Origin of the sequence: Vibrio aerogenes, assembly GCF_024346755.1 — a bacterium.
GTDB classification, from domain to species: domain Bacteria; phylum Pseudomonadota; class Gammaproteobacteria; order Enterobacterales; family Vibrionaceae; genus Vibrio; species Vibrio aerogenes.
Genome location: NZ_AP024861.1, coordinates 1816462 through 1838826, shown reverse-complemented (window position 1 = coordinate 1838826; position 22365 = coordinate 1816462). Strand labels below are relative to the sequence as shown.

Annotated in this window: 17 protein-coding genes and 1 pseudogene; 5 read left to right on the top strand and 13 right to left on the bottom strand. The window is 45.1% G+C overall.

What is annotated here, in order from left to right; all coding sequences use genetic code 11:
* Window positions 1–68: 68 nt before the first annotated feature.
* The 6 genes and pseudogenes from nspC to OCV29_RS08150 form a co-directional block, all read right to left on the bottom strand.
* Window positions 69–1202 (bottom strand): carboxynorspermidine decarboxylase, encoded by a 1134-nt coding sequence (gene nspC / locus OCV29_RS08175; RefSeq protein WP_073605988.1) that lies wholly within the window; start codon window positions 1200–1202, stop codon window positions 69–71.
* A gap of 113 nt (window positions 1203–1315) precedes the next feature.
* Window positions 1316–2560, bottom strand: a complete 1245-nt coding sequence (locus OCV29_RS08170) for a carboxynorspermidine synthase (protein ID WP_073605929.1) — start codon at window positions 2558–2560, stop codon at window positions 1316–1318.
* Window positions 2561–2576: 16 nt separating this feature from the next.
* Window positions 2577–5450, bottom strand: a complete 2874-nt coding sequence (locus OCV29_RS08165) for a pyridoxal phosphate-dependent class III aminotransferase (protein ID WP_073605928.1) — start codon at window positions 5448–5450, stop codon at window positions 2577–2579.
* A gap of 454 nt (window positions 5451–5904) precedes the next feature.
* A pseudogene (gene nhaA / locus OCV29_RS08160) lies at window positions 5905–7055 on the bottom strand (Na+/H+ antiporter NhaA).
* A gap of 386 nt (window positions 7056–7441) precedes the next feature.
* Window positions 7442–9862: an FtsX-like permease family protein gene (locus tag OCV29_RS08155; protein WP_073605927.1), complete on the bottom strand. Its 2421-nt coding sequence runs from the start codon at window positions 9860–9862 to the stop codon at window positions 7442–7444.
* A complete protein-coding gene (locus OCV29_RS08150; RefSeq protein ID WP_073605926.1) occupies window positions 9843–10514 on the bottom strand; it encodes an ABC transporter ATP-binding protein in 672 nt (223 codons plus the stop codon). The genes OCV29_RS08155 and OCV29_RS08150 overlap by 20 nt, the downstream gene beginning before the upstream one ends.
* A 338-nt stretch (window positions 10515–10852) precedes the next feature.
* On the opposite strand from OCV29_RS08150, the gene OCV29_RS08145 reads away from it, so the two are divergent.
* Window positions 10853–12301: a DUF2867 domain-containing protein gene (locus OCV29_RS08145; RefSeq protein ID WP_073605925.1), complete on the top strand. Its 1449-nt coding sequence runs from the start codon at window positions 10853–10855 to the stop codon at window positions 12299–12301.
* 14 nt (window positions 12302–12315) lie between these two features.
* Here OCV29_RS08145 and OCV29_RS08140 read toward each other — a convergent pair whose 3' ends face one another.
* From OCV29_RS08140 to rsuA, 3 genes are read right to left on the bottom strand one after another with little or no spacing between them, the layout of a single operon-like run.
* Window positions 12316–12969, bottom strand: coding sequence for a DUF2913 family protein (locus OCV29_RS08140; protein WP_073605924.1), 654 nt, complete (start codon window positions 12967–12969; stop codon window positions 12316–12318).
* Window positions 12970–14175 (bottom strand): Bcr/CflA family multidrug efflux MFS transporter, encoded by a 1206-nt coding sequence (locus OCV29_RS08135; protein WP_073605923.1) that lies wholly within the window; start codon window positions 14173–14175, stop codon window positions 12970–12972.
* Between the two features lie 14 nt (window positions 14176–14189).
* Window positions 14190–14885: a 16S rRNA pseudouridine(516) synthase RsuA gene (rsuA, locus tag OCV29_RS08130; protein ID WP_073605922.1), complete on the bottom strand. Its 696-nt coding sequence runs from the start codon at window positions 14883–14885 to the stop codon at window positions 14190–14192.
* An 86-nt stretch (window positions 14886–14971) separates the two neighbouring features.
* Between rsuA and OCV29_RS08125 the strand changes: the two genes are divergently transcribed.
* The 3 genes from OCV29_RS08125 (at window position 14972) to OCV29_RS08115 (ending at window position 18013) form a co-directional block, all read left to right on the top strand.
* Window positions 14972–16741 carry a DEAD/DEAH box helicase gene (locus OCV29_RS08125; protein WP_073605921.1) on the top strand — a complete coding sequence of 590 codons (1770 nt, stop codon included), beginning with the start codon at window positions 14972–14974 and terminating at the stop codon, window positions 16739–16741.
* A gap of 114 nt (window positions 16742–16855) precedes the next feature.
* The gene (rplY, locus tag OCV29_RS08120; protein ID WP_073605920.1) at window positions 16856–17134 is read left to right on the top strand and encodes a 50S ribosomal protein L25; all 279 of its coding nucleotides are present in this window, start codon (window positions 16856–16858) and stop codon (window positions 17132–17134) included.
* Between the two features lie 645 nt (window positions 17135–17779).
* A complete protein-coding gene (locus OCV29_RS08115; protein WP_073605987.1) occupies window positions 17780–18013 on the top strand; it encodes a hypothetical protein in 234 nt (77 codons plus the stop codon).
* A 15-nt stretch (window positions 18014–18028) separates the two neighbouring features.
* Here OCV29_RS08115 and OCV29_RS08110 read toward each other — a convergent pair whose 3' ends face one another.
* Window positions 18029–18277: a DUF1289 domain-containing protein gene (locus tag OCV29_RS08110; RefSeq protein WP_073605919.1), complete on the bottom strand. Its 249-nt coding sequence runs from the start codon at window positions 18275–18277 to the stop codon at window positions 18029–18031.
* Between the two features lie 144 nt (window positions 18278–18421).
* Between OCV29_RS08110 and OCV29_RS08105 the strand changes: the two genes are divergently transcribed.
* Window positions 18422–18862: an META domain-containing protein gene (locus OCV29_RS08105; RefSeq protein WP_073605918.1), complete on the top strand. Its 441-nt coding sequence runs from the start codon at window positions 18422–18424 to the stop codon at window positions 18860–18862.
* A gap of 66 nt (window positions 18863–18928) precedes the next feature.
* Here OCV29_RS08105 and OCV29_RS08100 read toward each other — a convergent pair whose 3' ends face one another.
* The 3 genes from OCV29_RS08100 to OCV29_RS08090 all read right to left on the bottom strand — a co-directional run bounded on the left by OCV29_RS08100 (window position 18929) and on the right by OCV29_RS08090 (window position 22070).
* Window positions 18929–19861 carry a class I SAM-dependent methyltransferase gene (locus tag OCV29_RS08100; protein ID WP_073605986.1) on the bottom strand — a complete coding sequence of 311 codons (933 nt, stop codon included), beginning with the start codon at window positions 19859–19861 and terminating at the stop codon, window positions 18929–18931.
* A 70-nt stretch (window positions 19862–19931) separates the two neighbouring features.
* Window positions 19932–20621, bottom strand: coding sequence for a TIGR01621 family pseudouridine synthase (locus tag OCV29_RS08095; RefSeq protein WP_073605917.1), 690 nt, complete (start codon window positions 20619–20621; stop codon window positions 19932–19934).
* Window positions 20622–20726: 105 nt separating this feature from the next.
* A complete protein-coding gene (locus tag OCV29_RS08090) occupies window positions 20727–22070 on the bottom strand; it encodes a sodium-dependent transporter (protein ID WP_073605916.1) in 1344 nt (447 codons plus the stop codon).
* Between the last annotated feature and the right edge of the window lie 295 nt (window positions 22071–22365).

Here is a 22365-nt window from a genome sequence, read left to right as displayed (position 1 = left end):
TCTCAAATCATCATCCCGTCCCCCCGGACGGGATGATGACCTCACCTGTAAGGTTTCAACGCGGCCTGTCAGCAAACAGACCATTGTGAAAGTGAACGCTTAAAATCACTGTAGTCAAATTCATTCAGCTGCTGAATCTCACCATTTGAACGACGGCAATAAACCGATGGCATTCTCAATCCGTTAAACCAGTTTAACTTCACCATTGTATAACCGGCACTATCGAGAATATGCAACCGTTGCCCATGTTTTAACGGTTGCCTGAATCTGGCTGTACAAAATTGATCACCAGCCAGGCAGGAACAGGAGCCAATCACATATTCATAACTCCCCTGCTCATCCGCTTCAGCAATTGAAGCCGGTTCGTTATAAATCAAAGTATCTAACCGGTGTGCTTCTGTCGCAGAGTCAACAATCGCGGTTTTCATTTCATTCTCAACAATATCAACAACCGTGACCACTAAATCCGTCGTTTGGGTAATAATGGCTTCACCGGGTTCGAGGTAAAGTTGCACACCATGCTTTTCAGAAAATTGTTTTAGTGCCGCTCCCAGCTTCTCAATATCGTATCCTGGCCAGGTGAAAAAGACTCCACCGCCCAGACTTACCCACTCGAGTTGATTCAGATAAGCCCCAAAATTTGCTGAAATATTATCCAGCAAACGAATAAAGGCATCGACATCCTTATTTTCACAATTCATATGAAACATCACGCCATCGATGGTATCAAATACAGCAGCATCAATCTGGCTGGCCTGAACCCCGAGACGGGAATACTGACGAGCCGGATTGGCTAAATCCTGCCCGGCATAACTAACCCCGGGATTTAAACGTAAACCGAGTGAAGCCTTTCCTTCAACAAGATGGCGATACGTGGCAAGTTGATGCTGAGAGTTAAAAATCATCTTATTGCATAGATCAGCAACCGCCTTAACATCTTCTTCACTGTACCCAACACTGTATGCATGGGTTTCACCACCAAAGGTTTCATGGCCAAGCTGAACTTCAAACGGACCGGAGCTGGTCGTTCCATCAAGATAAGGCTTGATAATGTCAAAAACACCCCAGGTCGAGAAACATTTCAGGGCCAGCACCAATTTCACACCAGAGAGTTCTTTCAGTTTCCTGGCAATCTCAAGGTTATGAATCAGTTTTGTCTCATCAATCATGAAATATGGTGTTTTTAGTTCACTTTTTTGCATCATCATCACTCAACTATCATTTAGTCGCTTTCGGGCAGTGTATCGAATACTGCCAATGAAAAAACAGCCACCAGTAACGGATGGCTGTTTTCAGGCTCTGGTACTGCGGATAATTATTTCAGAATCTGAATATCCGGCTGGCCAACTTCCAGTTCCTGATAATCCCAGTCAAGACCGATGTCAGGCATCGTTTTCAGGAAAGGATCCGGGTCAAGCTGCTCCATATTGAAGACACCCGCTTCAGCCCATTTGCCTTTGAAATACTGAATTGCAGCAGTAATTGCAGGAACGCCGGTTGTATATGAGATAGCCTGATGCTCAACATCTTTATACGCCACTTCGTGATCGGCGATATTGTATAAGAAGACGCTGCGCGGCTGACCATCTTTCATTCCCTGAACCCAGGTACCAATACAAGTATTACCGGTATATCCCGGGGCAAGAGACGTCGGATCAGGTAACAGGGCTTTCAGGACATGTAACGGTTGAACTTCATATCCATCTGGTAAAGTCACCGGATCCGGACTCAGCAGACCAATATCACGCATCACATTAAAATAGTTCAGATAACGATCACCAAATCCCATCCAGAACTCAATCCTTTTTGCCGGAATGAACTCTTTGAGTGAGCGAACTTCATCATGAGCCATTGAATAGACTTTGTGCTTACCAACCACAGGGAAATCAAATTCATGCATACGGGTATGACAACCGACTTGCTTCCACTCGCCATCTTCCCAGAAAAAAGAGTCTCCCTGAATTTCCAGCATATTGGTTTCCGGATCAAAGTTAGTGGCAAACTTTTTACCATGATCACCAGCATTCACATCCATGACGTCGATAGAATCAATCTCATCAAACAGATGCTTGACGGCATAAGCGGCAAATACACTCACAACACCGGGATCAAAACCAGCACCTAAAATACCGGTAATGCCCGCTTGTTTAAATTTCTCGCGATAACCCCACTGCCAGTCATATGCCTGAGGCACCTGCTGGCCCTCTGAGCATAAATCAACCGCAACGGAGGTATCCAGATAAGAAACTTTTGCCTGATAGCAAGCTTCCATAATATTCATGTTAACCCACGGAGGACCAACATTAATGACCAAATCAGGCTGTACATCATGAATCAGGGCAACCAAAGCATCCACATCATCAGCATTTACCGCACGCGCTTCCAGCTTCTTCGCTGTATCTTTCAGGTTATTTTTTCCCTGAATCGATTCAATTATCTTTTCACACTTTGAGATGGTACGGGATGCGATTGTAATATCGCCCAGAATATCATTATTCTGCGCCGCTTTATGTGCAACAACCCAGCCGACACCGCCGGCACCAATCTGTAAAATCGACATAATTTCTAATCCTGACCTATTTCATTAACTCTGCGGCTAAATTCGCTATTTTTTCGATTAAAGATGTAAAATCAGACATCTTCAAACATGGATTCAGTATGGTTAGCTTCAATGCTGTTTTCCCGTTTACCGTCGTTTCTCCAAGCACAGCCACACCACGAACTAACGCCTCCAGACGCAGTTTTTGATTCAAAGCATCCGGCTCATGACCTGTGGCCCGGAACAGGACTGTCGACAATGACGGTTTTTCCAGCAATTCAAACCCCGGATGGCTGTCAATCAGAGCTGCAACGGACTGTGTCTGGTCAATTAAGTGGTCATACATTTTCCCTAATGTCTCCGGACCAACACTTTGCATCGTCATATAAACTTTCAGTGCATCAAAACGCTTTGTGGTTGCAATCGACTTATCGACCAGATTTGGCAATGTATCGTGCTCTCTGTTCAGATAGTCCGCGTGATGAAGAAAATACTTAAAGTTTTCTTGATGGTTGACCAGCAAAGCACCACAGCTGATCGTTTGGTAAAACAGTTTATGGAAATCAACAGAGACTGAATTCGCCCGTTCAATACCAGCCAGACGATCCGCTGACTGACTCAAAATCAAAGCCCCGCCGTACGCACTGTCAACATGCATCCACAAACCAAATTTTTCAGCAACTGTTGCAACCTCAGCCAGGTCATCTATTGCACCATGGTCCGTCGTTCCGGCGGTGGCAACAATCGTAAATGGAATCAGACCATCGTCCAGTGCTTTTTTGATGACAGCTTCAGCTTCACGGACGATCATTGTTCCATCAGGGTTTGCAGGAACCGTTAACACAGCCCGTTCACCTAACCCCATCTGAGACGCAGATTTCTGTACCGTAAAATGCGCATTTTCAGAACAAATAATCCGCAACTTACCCGCATATTCAGGTAAACCATGTTTTTGAACAGAATGACCACTTCGCTGATCTGCAATCCAGTCCCGTGCCAGCAATAACCCCATTTGATTACTTTGCGTGCCACCGCTGGTCATTACTCCGTCAGAATGTTCACTCATACCAAAGCGGCCACACAACCAGTCAATCACCCGCTGCTCAACATAAGTCGCAGCCGATGCCTGATCCCAGGAATCCATCGATTGATTCAGTGCACCAATCATCACCTCAGCTGCAACTGAAGAAAGCAGTGGCGGCGTATGCAAATGTGCAATACAGTCCGGGTGCTGAACAATGATTGAGTTCTTACCCACCAGATCCGCAGTTTCGGTAATGATATCTTTTAAAGGTGCATTGCGGTGATCTAAGTTCACCTGACGAATCGCCTCTTCCAGAGCTGACGGCTCAATCCCCGAGTAAGGGGCATTGACAGATTCAAACACCGCTTTGAGTGCTGCAGTCGTATGATTCATAACCGCTGAGAATTCCCGGCTACCAGCATCCCCTGTTTGGATAAAATGAGCTTTCCACTGTTCTGCCTCTGAATCCGGATTTTTAACACCACCACCAGCAGCAATGATGGCTTCTTCTAAAGTCCTCAGCGCAAAATCGATTTGTTCAAAGGAAATAATAATCGGCGGTAAAAAGCGAATCACCGAACCTTCCCGTCCGCCTTTTTCAACAATAAGTCCCCGCTCAAGCGCAGCCCGTTGAATTTTAAGCGTTAATTCACCATCAGCCTTGGGTTCACCATATTTATTCCGCTCACCATCAGGGTTTTGAATCTCAATGCCAAGCATTAATCCTTTCCCGCGGACTTCAGCAATACAATTGACGCGCTCCTGGATTTTTTCCAGCCCCATACGAAGATACTGACCCGCAACATTGGCATGTTCAGTCAGATTATCCCGTTGAATGATTTCCAGCGCTTTAGCACCAGAGACCATCGCCAACTGATTCCCCCGGAAAGTTCCGGTATGCTCTCCTGCCTTCCATGTATCGATCTCTTTTCTGAAGACCAGCAGAGACATGGGTAAACCACCACCAATCGCTTTTGATAAGCACAAGATATCCGGCACAATACCAGCTTCCTCAAAAGCAAAGTTATAACCGGTTTTACCGATACCACACTGAATTTCATCAAAAATCAGTAAAATATCATGTTCATCACAGAGCCTGCGTAACTCACGCAACCAAAATGCAGGCGCAGGAACTACGCCACCTTCACCCTGCACGGGTTCAACAATGATAGCTGCCGGTTTCATCATGCCAGACTCATCATCACCTAACAGGCGCTCAATGTAGCGAATGTTCGCACGGGCACCTTCGTCTCCGCCCAACCCAAACGGACAGCGTAAATGGTAAGGAAAAGGCATGAAATGGACGTCAGACATTAATCCGGTCCGGCGCGCTTTTGTGCCAAGGTTACCCATCAAGCCCATCGTGCCATTGGTCATACCATGGTAAGCACCACGAAAAGCAAACATGGTGTTGCGGCCGGTCGTTTGTTTCGCCAGTTTAATTGCAGCTTCAACCGCATCCGCACCGGACGGGCCACAAAACTGAATCACGCAGTCATTACTCAATTCATCGGGTAAAAATGATTTTACCTGGTGAATAAAGTGATTTTTTGCATGGGTTGTAATATCAAGCGTTTGATAAGGTAAACCAGAATCGAGTTGTTCCTTGATAGCCTGATTAATTTCCGGATGGTTATACCCGAGAACCAACGTGCCTGCGCCAGCAAGACAATCAAGAAAGATTTGTCCGCGGGTATCTTCAACCAGTGCACCATAAGCTTTTTTAATAGCTATCGGTAATCGCCGTGGATACGAGCGGACATCAGATTCATTTTCACTTTGATCAATTAAAACCTGATCCGGAGTTAAATCGTAAGTTCCGGATAGTTGCGGAACCATTGAAGAAGTCGCCGGTGCATGATGCCCGACTTCAAAAGCTGTGGTCATAATTAGCCACCTCAAAAACCTGTAGCCATTTCCCTGAGACAAGGAAACGACAGAAACAAACTAAATCCCTCTTATATCAAACGATATAAAAAGGCATCTGAAATCAAAAAAGGAATGATCAGGAAATCAAGGTTCAGTAATACTACGCCCCTGCTGAACAGGGCATTGGGGAAGTATAAAGCTGATTAATAATGATGAAATATATGGATTCAATGTTGGGTTTCCCATGTTTATGCCGCTCCCACGACCAGAGTATCCCGTCTATCAACAAAAGGACTTGCTGATACCTACCCTACACAGCGACACAATCAGCCCGAATGTTCGCTGTGCGTATCCTCCGGAAAACCGCTCCGGAATTGAGGCGAAATTAACACAAAGTTACATTCATTTGCAACTATTTGTTACATCGCCCCTCTTATTTATGATGAAATGTTGAACTTATATACAATTCAGTTTATCTGGCCGGATTTTTAGGTAAAGTTTTTGACAAAACAATGTACCCAACAATGGCCGATAACGAAGAACCAATCAGTACCCCAATTCTCGCATACGTATCATACTGAGCATTTGCATCGCCAAAAGCCAGTGATGAAATGAATATTGACATCGTAAATCCAAGCCCACACAGCATGGCAACACCAAAAATTTCTTTCATATCGACATCAGCCGGTAACTTTGCAATTTTCAACTTCACAGCCAGCCAGCTGAAACAAAAAACACCAATCGGCTTTCCGAGAAACAATCCAAGTGCCGCACCCGTTGGAACGTGATGTAACAGGTCCCCAACAGAGAAGGAATCAAGTGCAATTCCGGCATTTGCAAAAGCAAATACAGGTAAAATCACCAATGCCACAAATATATGCAAATCATGCTCGAGTGTCTTTAAAGGTGATTTTTGCTGCCCTTGTCCTTTCAGAGGAATCGATAAACCCAATACAACACCGGCAAGTGTTGCATGTACACCAGATTTAAGGACTGCAGCCCATAAAACGGCCCCAACTAACAGATAAGGCAGTAACCTCGTTACCCCCATAAAATTCATCACCAGCAAAACGGCAACCATACAGAAACCGATAGTCAGAGCCAGCGTTGATAACTCACTGCTATAGAACAGAGCAATGATAATAATCACACCTAAATCATCGATGATCGCCAGCGCAAGCAGGAAGACTTTCAGGCTGACCGGCACCCGATCACCTAACAGCGACAAAATCCCAATTGCAAATGCAATATCGGTCGCAGCCGGAATAGCCCATCCATCAATGGCAGACGCATCATGATAATTAAAAAGCATATAAACAAGCGCAGGCACAACCATGCCGCCAATTGCTGCAATTGCAGGAAAAACCGCTGTTTCCCTTTCTTTGAGTGCCCCCTCAAGCAATTCCCGTTTCACTTCCAGGCCAATAGACAGAAAAAAACAGCCATCAAACCATCATTTATCCAGTGGCGAAACGACATTCCCAATACATAGGTATGCAGTACATTTTCATAAAATGTCTGAAGCGCAGAGTTTGCGATAATCATCGCCAGAATTGCTGCCACAACCAACAGAACACCACTGACTGCATCTATATTGAAACTTTTTGGAATTACTTTTTTCATACTTGTTCTCCCATTCCACATCACCTTCTCAAAGAAGAAGAGACAAAGTAATCATTTGATTACATAAAATTCACTACTAAATTGTAGTAAGGATCTGACTTAAATCTAAAAATATTATTCAGGTTATATCTCTGTAAGTGAGCCGAAGGAACGGATTCGTCACAGCAAATCATCGCACCAAACTCCGGCAATATTCGACGAAGGTAACTTATTTTCCGGATAAAGGGTTGAGTTATTTGCAACAACTTATTTCTGGCAGGGTCTTTCTCAAAAACACAGCACTAAGACCCAACAAAATATGATCAGTCGTCTGTTGTACTTTGATGACGTTTTTTTAAAGCAAATGCTTGCCGCAAAGGGTTCACCTGAGAGCAACGGACTACTGATTACAGAGAATCGCGAAAAGAGCGCATCGGTGCCTGTAAAACCAGTTTTAAAATAGGAATTGAGCCGGCTGCGACAAGCGCAGTCAATGACCAGAAAGCAGTTTCCAGATACCCCTGAGGAATCAGATAGAGCTGAATCGACCAGCCAAAGGCTTGTTTAATCACAATATCAATCACCAAAGATGCCAGTGCAATCCCCAAAGGTATAGCGATTAGCAGAGATATCATACCAAAAATACAGAGCTGAATACTGCCAATCACAACCAGCTCTTTTCCTGAAACGCCCAGGCACCGGAGTAAGGTCATATGCTTTTGCCTGGTCGCTTCACCCGCCAGAGTGGCAAAAAATATACCGACAACAGCAATAAATAAAGTCAGACGCCCCAGCTTACCGGCAATAGCAAACGTCCGGTCAAACGTTTGCATCAACGCCTGATGAATCGTCTTATTATCAAACACACGCTCTTCATCTAAATGAAACGCCTGCTCAAACTTGTTTCTGAGTCTATCCAGAGAAGTATCCTGCTTTGCCGTCACATTCAAGACAATATTACCATTGTATCCAAACAACCTGTGCCAGAGGGGTTCTGATATCATGACCTGATAAAACGGGTTTCCGTAATCATAATAGATCCCGGCGACTTTCCAGTCTAATCCCAGAGGTGGCGGTAGCTGAATCACATCTCCCGGCCGGATATCAAGCTTCAAAGACATCGACTCACTGATCATCACGCTTTTCTGGCTATGCAGCAGCTCCCAGAAATTTGGTACAGCGACTTTCACGGTTAGCGTATCCAGTTCTTCATGGCTTTGACCGGTACTGACAATTTGTAATAACCCCTGATCAGAAGGAATATCCCGCTCCCAGCGTTTCCATAATGACTGAACAGGCGCTTGCCTGAGCAGCCAGTCAGTCATCTCGCTCTGTGATGAGGGCGATGAATACACATAGAGGTCTGCAGCAAGTCGTTCATTCAGCCACCTGTCGGTCGTTTCCCGAAAACTACCAACAAGGGTTTCAACACCAATATTGGCCGTCAGAGCGATTAAAAAAGCCATCGTTGCAATACCACGATACCCCATACTCGCCGCTGCATCGGAAAAAAACCACCGGCGTTTTACATCTTTTAGCGTATAAGACAACAGGTCAAAAACTTTCCAGACAATATAAGGTGTTATCAGCCCGACACTCACCAAAATAAGAGCCGGAACAATAAAACCGGCACAGGCGGCCTTAATCAAAAAATAGACAGCAATGGCCACCAGTAACAGAATCACCGCCAACACAGCCTGAATGGCAAATTCTGCACCCGCAAAACGGATCAGGGATACTTTGGGAGTTAAGCGGATGGAAGGAGATTTAAGCAGACGAATCAAAGGCCAGACACAAGCACATGACGCACTGACCGTCGCAAGTACCAAACTGGAGACACCCCAACGCCAGTTCCAGGCAACCCACAGATACGTTTCAGAACTTTCATGTGCCAGAGAGCTGTAAACAACCGGAATAAATTGATTGGCCAGAATCATGCCGAGTATATTACCTGAAATACAAGACACCAAAATAAGCAGAGCAATTTCGATCGTTAATGACTTTGCCAGCTCAAGCCCGGAGACACCAGCCTGTCTCAACATTCCGACTAAAGGCTGACGCTGGATAAAAGACAGAGAAATTGCCTGATAAAAAATGAACAACCCCACCATGAACGAAAGCATCCCCATAGCATTGAGGTTCAATAAAAAGGCTTTGGTCAACGAGCCAATATCAGAGCGATGTCCCCGGCTGATATTAATACCTTCAGGGAGCATAGACTTCAGGTGTTTCAGCTGAACATAGGGCATATCAGCGCACGCAATGACCGACAGAGAAGCATTTCCTTTCAAAGCCTGAACCAGAGGTAGCGCTGTAATCACTTTTGACCCATAGACCAGATTTTTCTGATCGATCTGAATCGGACCGAGCTGTACCCCCGAATCTGTTTTCATCCAGTCGCCATTTTTAAGCTTTTCACGCTTTGCCAGTTCCTGACTGATAATCACCAGATAAGAATGCCCCGGAATACTGGCAGGCCGGGAAAGAGAAAGAATCGGATCAACCCCGATAATCAACAGATTCAGACCACGCAGTGTCGTTGTCCGGTAACTGGCGAAAGGTGCACACTGAGAGAAGCCTGAACGTCTGAGCTGGATATAAAGACTAAACGGGACAGGTTGATCAATATTATCTGAGCGGATGTGGTACGGCAGTGGATTCGCAAAAAATTTTTCACCATGTTCGTAACTTTTCCGGGTGTGTTCTGCAATCGCAGTCACCCCTACGAATAAAGATACACCAAGCGTTAACCCCAGCCAGACAAGAATCAGTTGCAGCGGATACCGGCGATAATGTCCCAGTAGTGCTTTAACTACGGGGCACAGCATGCAGTTGCCCTCCCTGCAAACGAACACATCTTTCCATATGATTCGCAACTTTTTCACTGTGTGTAACCAGTAATAATGTACACTCCAGCTGCTTTGACAGTGTCGTCAGCAAACGCATCACCGCTTCCGCATCTTTTTCATCCAGGCTACCGGTTGGTTCATCGGCAAGTAAAATCTGAGGCTCCATATAAAGCGCGCGCGCAATAGCCGCCCTTTGCTGCTGACCTCCGGAGACTTCTTCCGGATAACGCCCAAGCAATGGCATCAAATCCAGTGCTGATAAAATTTGTCGCCATAGTCCCCTGTCTTCTGGGATGCCCCTGAGCTGGCGGCAAAAGCGAATGTTATCAGCGACATTTAATGTGGGTAATAAATTAAACTGTTGGAAAACATGTCCGATAAAATGCCGCCTGTAATCGGCCCGGGCATGTTCAGAAGTGCTGTGCATGGGAAAATCAGGGAACCAAATCTCACCGGAATCAGATGTATCAATGCCGGCAATCAAATTTAACAGGGTACTTTTACCTGAACCACTCTCTCCCATCAGAGCAACCTGCTCACCCTGACTTAATTTGAGCGCAGCCCCTTGCAGAACAGGATGAAATTCTCCCCCATCCAGATAACCTTTACAGAGGTCTGTCAGCTCTAACATCAAATCGCCCTAATCTAATTCTCCCCAACGGAATGTGAATCTACACCAAATCCCTTTATTGAGGAAGTATTTTCAATGATTTCACTGTTTACCCTGCTCAGGTTAAGTCATTCAGAACAACCTGAAAACACGCCGTTATCAGCTAAAATTTTTCATGGCGAGAGCAGCCTGAGAAAGACCAGAATCTCTCAACTGAACTCAAAGTATCTTAACCCGGATATACAACAGACTTGAGACAGGTTATCTTAAAAGCATGGCTCATATGACGGACATTCTGCCGGAATAACGGGGTTCTGCCGGTCTTTGGATACCATTTAAACACTCTTACCAGGACTATTATGAAAAAAGTACTCGTGCTAGGCGCATCTGGTTATATTGGATCACAGCTTGTTCCATTACTTTTAGAAAAGGGTTACAGCGTCACAGCCGCAACCCGTCAGACAGAACAGCTGAAAGACCGCCTGTCACCCCATATCAACCTTCGCATCATTTATCTTGATTTAGCTGATTTCCAGGCAACACAATCTGCAGTCCCTGACTTTGACCTTATCTATTTTCTGGTTCACGGCATGGCTTATGGCGAAGATTTTATTGGTTACGAACTCTCACTGGCGGAAAACTTCCGGCGTTCCCTGTCAGACAGTCAGGCAAAGCACATTATATATCTCAGTGCGATTCAGCCAGGTGCGAACCCATCATTACATGTCCGGGCCCGGAAAATGACTGGCGAGTCTCTGAGAAAATTATCCATCCCAGTGACAGAACTTCGGGCGGGAGTTGTCATCGGTCCCGGTTCTGCCGCTTTCGAAATCATGAGAGATTTTGTCTATAATCTGCCCCTGTTAATTACACCTAAATGGGTCGATTCCTGTTCGAATCCCATTGCGCTGGACAACTTAAATAATTATTTGCTTGCTCTGGCAGAAGAAGTGCCTGTTTCGCACCAGATGCTGGAAGCCGGAGGCCCGGACACACTTTCATATCGCGAACAATTTCGGGTCATATGTCAGGCAGCCAATAAACCATTCAGGCTCTGGTCCACCGCTCTCTTAACGCCAAAGATGGCTTCTTACTGGCTGGGAATGATTACATCTGTTCCGGCCAGTATCGGCAAAGCCCTGCTTGCCGGACTTAAACATGACTATATCGCTGATAACAGAGAAATCTGTCGCTTATATCCACAGCAACTCATCCACTACGAGGATGCGGTCAAAAAAACGATTGCCGAAGAAGGCACCTTTATCCGCACTCAGGTTTGGGGCTTTGACCCTTATGCACAGAAAAGATGGCAACCCGGATTTGGCTATTATGCAAAACAAGCCGGAGCAAAATATACAACCAAGGCAACCGCCGGACAACTATGGCAAACCATCCGGAGAATCGGCCAGGAACCGGAAGGCTATTTCTATGCGAACTCTCTCTGGCGTTTAAGGGAGTGGCTGGATTTTCTGGCCGGTGGCAGCAAGCCCGTCAGACGAAAGCCAGTACTGTCTGAGCTCAGCGTCGGAGATTATATTGACTCGTGGAAAATCATTCGCTGTGAGAAAGATAAATTTCTTTCGCTGCTTTTTGGCATGAAAGCGCCCGGATTAGGCAGGCTGGAGTTTACGATAACCGATCACGGCGACAAGAGAACACTTCAGGTCTGTGCATGGTGGCATCCACAAGGATTCAGAGGACTGCTTTACTGGTTTGTGATGATGCCCGCCCATCTGTTTATCTTCAGGGGAATGGTTCGGGTTATTTGTCGCCATGCAGAACAAAATCCACCTGACGACAAAAAATAAGGCACTATTTTGAATCACTCAAATCCGGAAGGGAGTTCTGCAAGCTGCTCTCCCCGGTTTCCGGGATAAATCAGATATTCACCGTGATATTTCACATTCGATTTATAATCAGTGCGCTTGTGAACCATAAAACCCGACCGCCATGCCAGTTCGACAAACCGGGCATGGTTTCCCCGGACAAACAAGCTCATCGGATGAACCAGTAACTCACCATCAAAGCATGATTCACACTGCCCAGAGCAAATCGCCAAAGAATCCGGCTGTTCTGTAAATAATTGAACTTTGCCGCACCCAACCAGAGCTTCTGACGTTGACACTTCCCAACCCGCTGCTTCCATTTCATCGAGAAACAATTCAATTCGCTTGTCCGTGATCTGGTTACACCGTTCAGATTGAAAAAAATCATCGTAATACGCAAGAATCTTTCTGAACAAAGGCTCAAGCATGATTTGATTTCCCTTTGAACGCCCGGCTTTCTGCCAGCGAACAAAGTCATCTGAAACACAGCGCGGGAATCGCTGCTGCTTGAGAGACTTTGTAATCCACCGGACCAGGTAAAACTGATTTGGCAAAGGCGCATCAGCAAGCTTTCCCTGCTGATGCGCCTGAGCCAGTTCTTCAAGCGCTGTCTGAACTGATGAACAGATCTCCTGAGAATAAAGTGACATCTATTTTCTTCCCAATATCCAATAAAAAACACAGGCAGCAACAGAACACAGCGCCATACTGATTAACATTGGCCAGACTTCACCTGAAGGCAGTGAAGCGACAATCGCTCCGATTCCGGCTCCGGTACCAAAACGCAATGTACCGGCCAATGAAGAGGCGGTCCCGGCCATTCTCGGATAATGACTCATCAGCAGTCCCATAGAATTACTGCCAATGGTTGAAATAGAGCCAATATAGAACATCACACAAGGAACGATGCCCCACAATCCACTATCCAGCAGCCAACACAGAAACAACCCACACCCGGAAATTAACTGGACAGTTAAACCAAAATGCAGCATGAAACGTGAACCAAGGCGCTTCACAAGGCGACTGTTCAGTGTGGTCATTCCCATCATCGTCAATATATTCAGTCCAAATAGATAACCGAACATATCCGGACTAACACCAAAGATATTGACATAAACAAACGAACCGGCGGTTAAAAATGAAAACAGACCGGAGAAAGAAAAGGCTCCGCAAAAGATCAGGCCGAGAACTCTGGCAGAGCGACATAATTCAGCATAGTTTTTTAAGATATTCAGGACATGAAATGACTGACGGTTTTCCGCAGAAAGTGTTTCCGGAATCAACCAGATGACCATCCCAATCACGATGATTGAAAAAATGACCAAAAACCAGAAAATGGAACGCCATCCAAACCAAACAGCCAGATTGCCCCCCAGTACCGGTGCGATCAGTGGTGCAATAATAATCACAATGGTAATAAACGACATCACTCTGGCGAAATCTTCCCGTTCAAACATATCACGGACAACTGCCTGTATCACAACCGCTGCGGCCGCACCTGCAAAACCCTGAGCAGCTCTGACCCAGGACAGCGCTTCAATACTGGTCACCGTGGCACAGATAAATGCCCCTACACTAAACAGGATCAGCCCGATCAACATGACAGGCTTACGACCAAAAGTATCAGAGAGCGGACCGTGTAATAATTGCCCGATAGCAAACCCTGCCATGTAAGCGGTCAGTGTCATCTGCACCAAGCCGTCACTGACACCAAGATTTTGCGCAATCACAGGCATCGCAGGTAAATACATATCAATTGCAAGCGGCGTCACCGCGCCGATAGCACCCAAAATGATTAATAAAAGAAGGCTGACTGATGGTGCCTGTTCAGCATTTGCATGTTGTTTTTCGCTCATATTTCCTCAATCTTTTACGACCAGACAGACTGAATTTCTTTATCGTTTAAATAACGGTATTCACCGGGTTCAAGTGTTTCGTCCAGAGCAATGTTTCCAATACTTTCCCGGTGCAAAGCAACCACTTTATTGCCTAATGCGGCAAACATGCGTTTGACCTGGTGATACTTTCCTTCATGAATCGTCAGACGAACTTCTGTCTCACTGATGACATCGAGCCTGGCAGGCTTGGTTAAATCCCGCTCCTGATTCAGCTGGATGCCGCCCCTGAATTGATCAGCATAGTCAGGCTTAACCGGATCAGCCAGCCAGACCCTGTATGTCTTTTCACAATGGTGCTTTGGCGAAGTTATCCGGTGTGACCATTGACCATCATCGGTAATCAGAACCAGTCCCGTCGTGTCAACATCCAGCCGCCCGGCAAAATGCAGATGCTTCATATTAGGCTCATCAAGTAAAAGGAATGCAGTCTGATTAAAATCATCCGTATGAGAACAGACAAAACCATCCGGCTTGTACAGCATGATATAAACAGGGCCGCGAGCGGAAAGCCGCTGACTCTGCCAGAAAACTTCATCCGTTTCCGCCAGCTTTCTGGCACCACGTGATTCAGGTTGTTCATTAACAACCACCTCACCACTTTTAATTATTTTTGTTGCTTGTTTACGTGTAATACCCAAAGCATCACATAAAAATTTATCCAGACGCATGCATACCTCATGAAGTTGAAGTGAGTTATTATAACCATCCATGTTCCATTAGTTGAGCTATTTCACATTTATTGAAAAAATAATTTATGTATAAACTTCGTCCATACCAGGCTGATGCTGTCCGATCGGTCATTCACTACTTCAGACAACACGATGATCCGGCTGTGATTGTTTTACCAACCGGTGCCGGAAAAAGTCTGGTCATTGCCGAACTGGCGAGGCTGGCAAAAGGCCGGGTTCTGGTTCTGGCCCATGTGAAAGAGCTGGTCGAGCAGAATCATCAAAAATACGAAGGATATGGTTTAACCGGCTCTGTTTTTTCTGCGGGTTTGGGCAGAAAAGAGACCGGGGAACAGGTTATCTTCGCATCAGTTCAGTCCGTTGTTCGTCATTTAGCGCAGTTCACCAATGAGTTTTCATTATTAATTATTGATGAATGCCACCGGGTACCAGACAAAAAAGACAGCAGTTATCAAAAGGTTATTTCTCATCTCCGGGAAAAAAATCCGAACCTGAAAGTCCTCGGATTAACTGCGACACCATACCGGCTTGGGTTGGGATGGATCTATCAGTACCACACCCGCGGACAAGTCCGCAGCACAACGCCCCGGTTTTTCCGTGACTGCATTTTTGAGCTGCCAATTCATTTTCTTCTCGATGAAAATTTTCTGACGCCGGCCAATATTGTTGATGCACCAGTATTAAGCTACGACTTCTCCCAAATTCATCCGATGCCGACCGGGAGCTATAAAGCTTCTGATCTGGACATGGTGATTTCTGATGCACAACGGGTAACCCCGCAGATTATCCATCAAATTGTCGGGCAGTCAGAAGAAAAGCAGGGGGTGATGATATTTGCTGCAACAGTTCGTCATGCACAGGAGATTCATGCCCTGCTGCCTTCATCATCAGCCATCATTACCGGTGAGACACCGCAAGCTGAACGCGATGATATCATTCAGCGTTTTAAACAAAAACAGCTGAAATATCTGGTCAACGTGTCAGTGCTGACAACAGGATTTGACGCACCACATGTTGATCTGATTGCCATTCTCCGCCCGACAGAGTCCGTCAGCCTCTATCAGCAAATCGTCGGCCGGGGATTAAGGCTGGCTCCCGGAAAGCAAGAATGTCTGGTGCTTGATTATGCCGGGAACAGATATGATCTGGAACAGCCTGAAGTTGGCGAAGCCAAACCATCACAGGATTGTGAAATCGTGACCATTCCCTGCCCTGCCTGTGGATTCAATAATAATTTCTGGGGGAAGCTGGATAGTCAGGGCATTTTAATCGAACATTATGGACGACGTTGCCAGGGATATTTCACCGATGAAGAAACACATGAGCGGGAAATCTGTGGCTATCGCTTCCGGGCGAAATATTGTCATGAATGTGGGGCAGATAATGATATCGCAGCCCGTATATGTCATGAATGTCAGGCAACACTTGTCGATCCGGACAAAAAACTCAAAGAAGCACTCAATTTAAAAGATGCACTGGTTTTTGAGTGCCATCATATGGAGATGATGATTCACAAAGACAGCCAAAACCGGTCACAAATCAAAGTGACTTATCAGGGAGATAAGCAGGCACAGGTGCATGAATTCTGGTCTGTCATCACTAAAAAACAAAAATCGGTTTTTCACCAGCGTTTTGTCAGACCTCATCTGGCGGATAAACACCGGCCTTTTCATGAACAAAGCGCCCAAAAAATTGTCGCGTCTCAACATCGCTTCCGATTCCCGCTGTTTGTCATCGCCTGTAAAACCGGACGATTCTGGAAAATCAGGGATAAAATATTTGCAGATGAACTGACCCAATTGCCTGAAGATATTGCTCTTAAGCACAGAGAATGATAGTATCCGCGCTCGTTTTTATGTATTGCACGTAGAACGAATCAAGTACGACACCGGACAAGGTCGCATTGTCCGGTATCAACATTTACAATTTACTAATTGAGAGTAAATAATATGAAATTTGAAGCAGTATTACGTACTGAACTAGGTAAAGGTGCGAGCCGCCGCCTACGTCACGCGGGTCAGTTCCCGGCTATCGTTTACGGTGGTGAAGCAGCGCCTGTGTCAATCGCATTGACTCACGATGAAATCATCAACCAAATGGATAAGCCAGAATTCTACGAAGAAATCACTCTGGTGATTGACGGTGCTGAGGTTAAAGTCAAACCTCAGGATGTTCAGCGTCATGCGTTCAAACCAAAAGTCACTCATATGGATTTCATCCGTATCTGATAAGATTACCTGTTAATCTTTCACCTTTTGCATATTGAAAAATCTGGCCTTACCAACCGGATTTTAAATTAAAAATAACCCTGTGCTACCAACACGGGGTTTTTTGTATTCACACAAAATGATATGCACACAGACCATCACACAACCGTTGTATAAAAAATAATCCCACGATATACTGATCCACCGGATTGTTCATCAGAGTTTGTCCATGTTCATTCTGTTCGATGAAGAGACGGAGTCCTGTAAACGCTCACCAGTGCGGTATAATCCCATTTCCTGACAGAGAGAAAGCTTCCAGTCACACGTGATATTCCAGTCAGAAGTAATGACCAGATAATAAGATGAAGATTTATCTCGCTATACAATACATCAGGAAATGAGCCCCGACCTCCGACACAACATCTGCTGAACACTTCAACTTTAATACACAGACAAGCCCGTCACCAGCTGCTGACCACCACCTGCTCATGTGATTTTTCTGGTTTCATAATGCAAAATCACAGAATGAGCTCTGATATCAACATGTCTGAGACAGAGAATTTGTGACTGATCAAATCTTAAAAAGTTTCTGAATACGTCTGTTGACGCGCAAAACGGAGCTGTCTATTTTTTGAGCATGTTTATTATTTCTATGGAGGTTAAATGATGAAACGTTCAAGCTCAACATATCGTCTGCAAATGATTAAAGAAGTCGCGATGAAAAAACAAGATGCAACGGCAGCAGCTTCTCCGGATCCAATGGCGGACTACATTCATCAGCTACTGACGGAAAAACCAGCGACGAAGAAAAGCCAGGATACAAACCTTAGTTTCAGTGGCAAACACTTTGATGAACAGGCCGGAGGCTGGATCAGTGATCAATGGGGCCTGAAGAGCTAAGTCATTCAACTCAATTTAAAAAAGATTCTGCTGTGGATGAATATCCTGTTGCACGGTTTTTGAGGTTTTGTTGTCTTTCGTTATCTGACGACGAAACCGCATCCGGCACAACTTAATCACATATAATTTTTCTGCCGGCGTCATCTCCATCCACCGGAATCGCTCATCCCTGTTTCTCAGACATCCCTGACAATAGCCCCTTTCATTCACACGACAAACCCCGATACAGGGGCTGGGGACATCAAAAAACTCTAACTGCTCCATACATTACCTCTTTGACAACAAGAAGTCGGTTCAGGCTCTTTAAGCAAGCGATTGAAATATCAAAATCTTGCTTTACAATCCCTTTTATATTCAATCAATGAAACGTAATGTGGTGACGTTTCAAACCAATCTAAGGTTAATTATATGAAGCTTAGTGTAAAAAATACGCTTTCAGCAATCATTTTAACAACCCTACTGGCAGCCTGCGCAAGTAATGAAGAACCCGCAGTCAAGGTCGAGGACTTAAAAAACCCGGTATGGCATTTGATCAATCTCGATGGAAAAGAGATCAAACCTGCCACGGATAACAGAACACCCAGTCTCAAAATAGACAACCGGATGACTGCCACCGGCTTTTCCGGATGTAATGATTATCTGGGGCAGGCAGTGCTTGATACGGATGACCATGAATTTAAGATTATCAAGATGATCTCGTCTCAAAAACTATGCCTGAAAGAGCAGGTCGCGCTGGAAAAAGTAATCGTTCAGACTTTAACCCAGCAGACCCATATACAAATACAGAAAGGTAAAATGACGTTAAAAAATAAAAAACATACACTTATCTTTGAAGCTAAACGTCAATAATCAATCCAGACTACTTTTACCTGAGCACTTATTACCGGAACAATTAGTTTATCGAAAAAACAAGTTTTACCGGAAAATAAGTGCTTTCAGGCTGGCCTGGGGGTTAAGATCCTCAAACTCCGGCGGATTTTCCAGACGCTGCTGAAAATTCAGAAATGGTGCTTCATCTCTCATCGTTTCAATCAGAAAATCACAATCAACCTCCGGGGAGTTCACACATGCTAAAACGCTTCCCTTTTCTGTCAGTAATTCATTCATACGTCTCAGAATCTTTCTGTAATCTCTGGTTAATGCGAAGCTTCCTTTCTGAAAACTTGGCGGATCAATAATGATCAAATCGTAGGGGCCGGATTTTCTGATTTTTCCCCATGATTTAAAAATGTCATGCCCCATAAACTGCACCCGGTTTAAGTCATGCTGATTCAGCTTATGATTCTCCCGTCCTTTAGACAAGGATGCTTTTGCCATATCAACATTCACAACGTGCTTTGCACCACCGGCAATGGCTGCAACAGAAAAACCACAGGTATATGCAAACAAATTTAAAACCCGTTGGCCAGACACATTCTGCCGCACCCACTCACGACCTTGCGACATATCAAGAAACAATCCGAAATTCTGATTTTTTCCGATATCCAGCTGAAACTTCAGTCCGCTCTCATCAACAACCGGATTTTCTTCCAAATTTCCCCATATCACATCCATCTGCTGATGCTGTCGATATCGATGCTGAAGTGCAATACATTTTGCCCCGGAAGCATGCCATATTTCCCCTTCGGTCAATGAGACTAACTCAGAGATCAGTCGTTCCATAAAAATAGGTTCAGGCTGTTTGAACAGGCAAATCACTAACTGCTCACCCAGCCAGTCAGCAGTCAGTTGTTCTAATCCGGGCCACCGCCTTCCACGACCATGAAATAAGCGCTTGACGGACACAAGCTGAGGAGTCAGTTGTGATTCAATATGCCGGATAAAAGTTTTCAGTTGATTGTAATCCATATCAGTTTGATTTTGTTTGTAAAAGTCTGTTGTATGTTTGGTCAGATTCATTTTCATGTACCAAAGGCTGTTATCGCTCTGGCCAGGACAACGACCATGGCGATAACCATTGATCAATCGCATTTGAAACCGTTGTCTGATGCCATTGACTACCAGTGAAATCATACTCACGCGGATCACAGACAAAGCTGAAAGCGGCCTCCTGATAATCAAAGCGCAGTGCAAACGCATGTAAATATCCCCGGTCGGCATCACTGGCAGGATTATAGATAGCATCACCCAGAATGGGGGAACCAACCGATTTTAATGCAACCCGGATCTGATGTGTCTTCCCGGTTCGTGGACGACACAGAAAAACCCGTTGCCCGTTCTCTCCTGCAGCAGAAAAAAACTGAGTCACAGCGGGGTTCTCTTTTCCTGACGTCAGTTTCCATGCTGAGCGACGGCTACGGACCATATCACCACAGACAAGCCCCTGCTTTTTCTTTGGCTTTTTCGTACCAATCGCCAGATAGTATTTTTCGACCTGACGTTGTGCAAATGCATCAGACAGCAAACGAGCCGCCTCAGGAGAGCGGGCCAGCAGCAATAACCCTGAAGTCATCTTATCCAGACGGTGTACCAGATAGAGCTGCATTTCATTGACACTTTTGCAGACTTCCTGCACCAGCATGACATCCTGGTCATCTTTATGAACAGAAACGCCGGGATACTTATTAATGACCACAAAATCGGGATGAAGATGAATAATCCGGAACATAGATAACCTTCGGTTTTCTCCTGAAAGTAACAAAAAATGCTGAGCGCCACGAGAATCTTGTGTAAAGAATAAAGCCTTCTTCTCAGAAGGCTTTATGGCAATTCATTAAAACATGGGATAAAGGAAAACCATCACAATGGCTACCGGACAAATAAAACGTACATACCAGGGCCAGATTTTCCAGAACAGGCCGGATTCTATATCGGGATAACCGTGCTTCAGCTCCTGTAATAGTTTATTCCTGTGCCAAATCCAACCCACAACAACCGCCCAGACCGCACCAAGTAAAGGCTGCATATACACGGTTGTTACATCGGCTACGAGGCCAAACAGAGTGCCAAAGTTCAGACAAATGACAATACTGATCAGCATGATCACACCGCCAATCACCCATGTTGCTGGCGTTCTGTTCATTTTCAGCTCATCCTGTGCACAGGATACCGGTACTTCAAGCAAAGAAATCGATGAAGTCAGTGCAGCAATCACCATCAGCACAAAAAAACCAAAACTAAGTACAGCACCAACGCCACCCATTGAATCGAACATCGCTGGTAACACTTTGAAGACCAAATCGCCTGAACTTTTCAGCACACCATCATCAGTGAAAATGTCAACACCATGATTTTTTGCTACAAACATCGCAGGCAGGATGAGCAATCCGGCAGCAAACGCAACACCTGTATCAATTGAGGCCACCTGTGCTGCTGTTTTGGGGATATTGACATCTTTCTGCAGGTAAGAGCCATACACCATCATGGTACTACAGCCAAGAGACAGAGAGAAAAAAGCCTGCCCCATCGCATCAACCATCAGGCCTCCGTGTATCTGAGAAAAATCAGGAACCAGATACATTTTCAGCCCTTCAATCGCACCGGGTTGGGTGAAAATATAGATGATCATCACTGCAAAAAGGATAAACAGCAGTGGCATCAGGCGGGTTGACCAACGCTCAATACCATTTGAGATCCCCTTCTGAACCACCAGAATATTCATTAACGAGAAGATAACCGCCAGTACAACGTTCCTCTCACTGCTGAAATTTACCAGCCACTCAGAAACTGCATGAAAACCAGCGACATCAAAAACCGGGATAAACGCATAAGCGACAAGCCAGCCGGCTACAATCGCATAAAAGCTCAGAATAAATGATGATGTAACCATCGCGATCAGCCCCATCACTCCGGCAACCGCTTTATTCTTAGTCCAGACTGAACGAAGCGTTGAGACGGGATTTGCCTGGCCATACCGCCCGAGAGTGAGTTCGGCAACCAGCATAGGAAATGCAAGGAGAAATACCATGACAAGATATATCACCAGAAAAGCACCACCACCGTTACTTGCCGTTTTAGTCGGAAACCCCCATACATTTCCTAATCCAACGGCTGAACCGGCAGCCGCCATAATAAAGCCGAATTTTGATGAAAACTGGCCTCTTGTATTACTTACCATATTTTTTATTACCGATGTTGTATTTGCATAAATAGTCCTGAAACAACTCATAAGATATGGTTGATTCAAGGCGGGCAAGTAAACCAGTTTGCGGGAAAAATTGAAAGTTTTTACCATGTTTTTTATCAAAAAAATCGACATCAGGAGTTAAAAATTGTCTATGTAACTCAAAAGTAGATTTTTTCAAAAATACATAACAAATAGACAACCCTATATTTACATTAAAATCACTAAAACAGGGTAAAACCGCAGGATAAAATGGATTTTGAGGCTAAATTCAAACCATTGTTTGAAA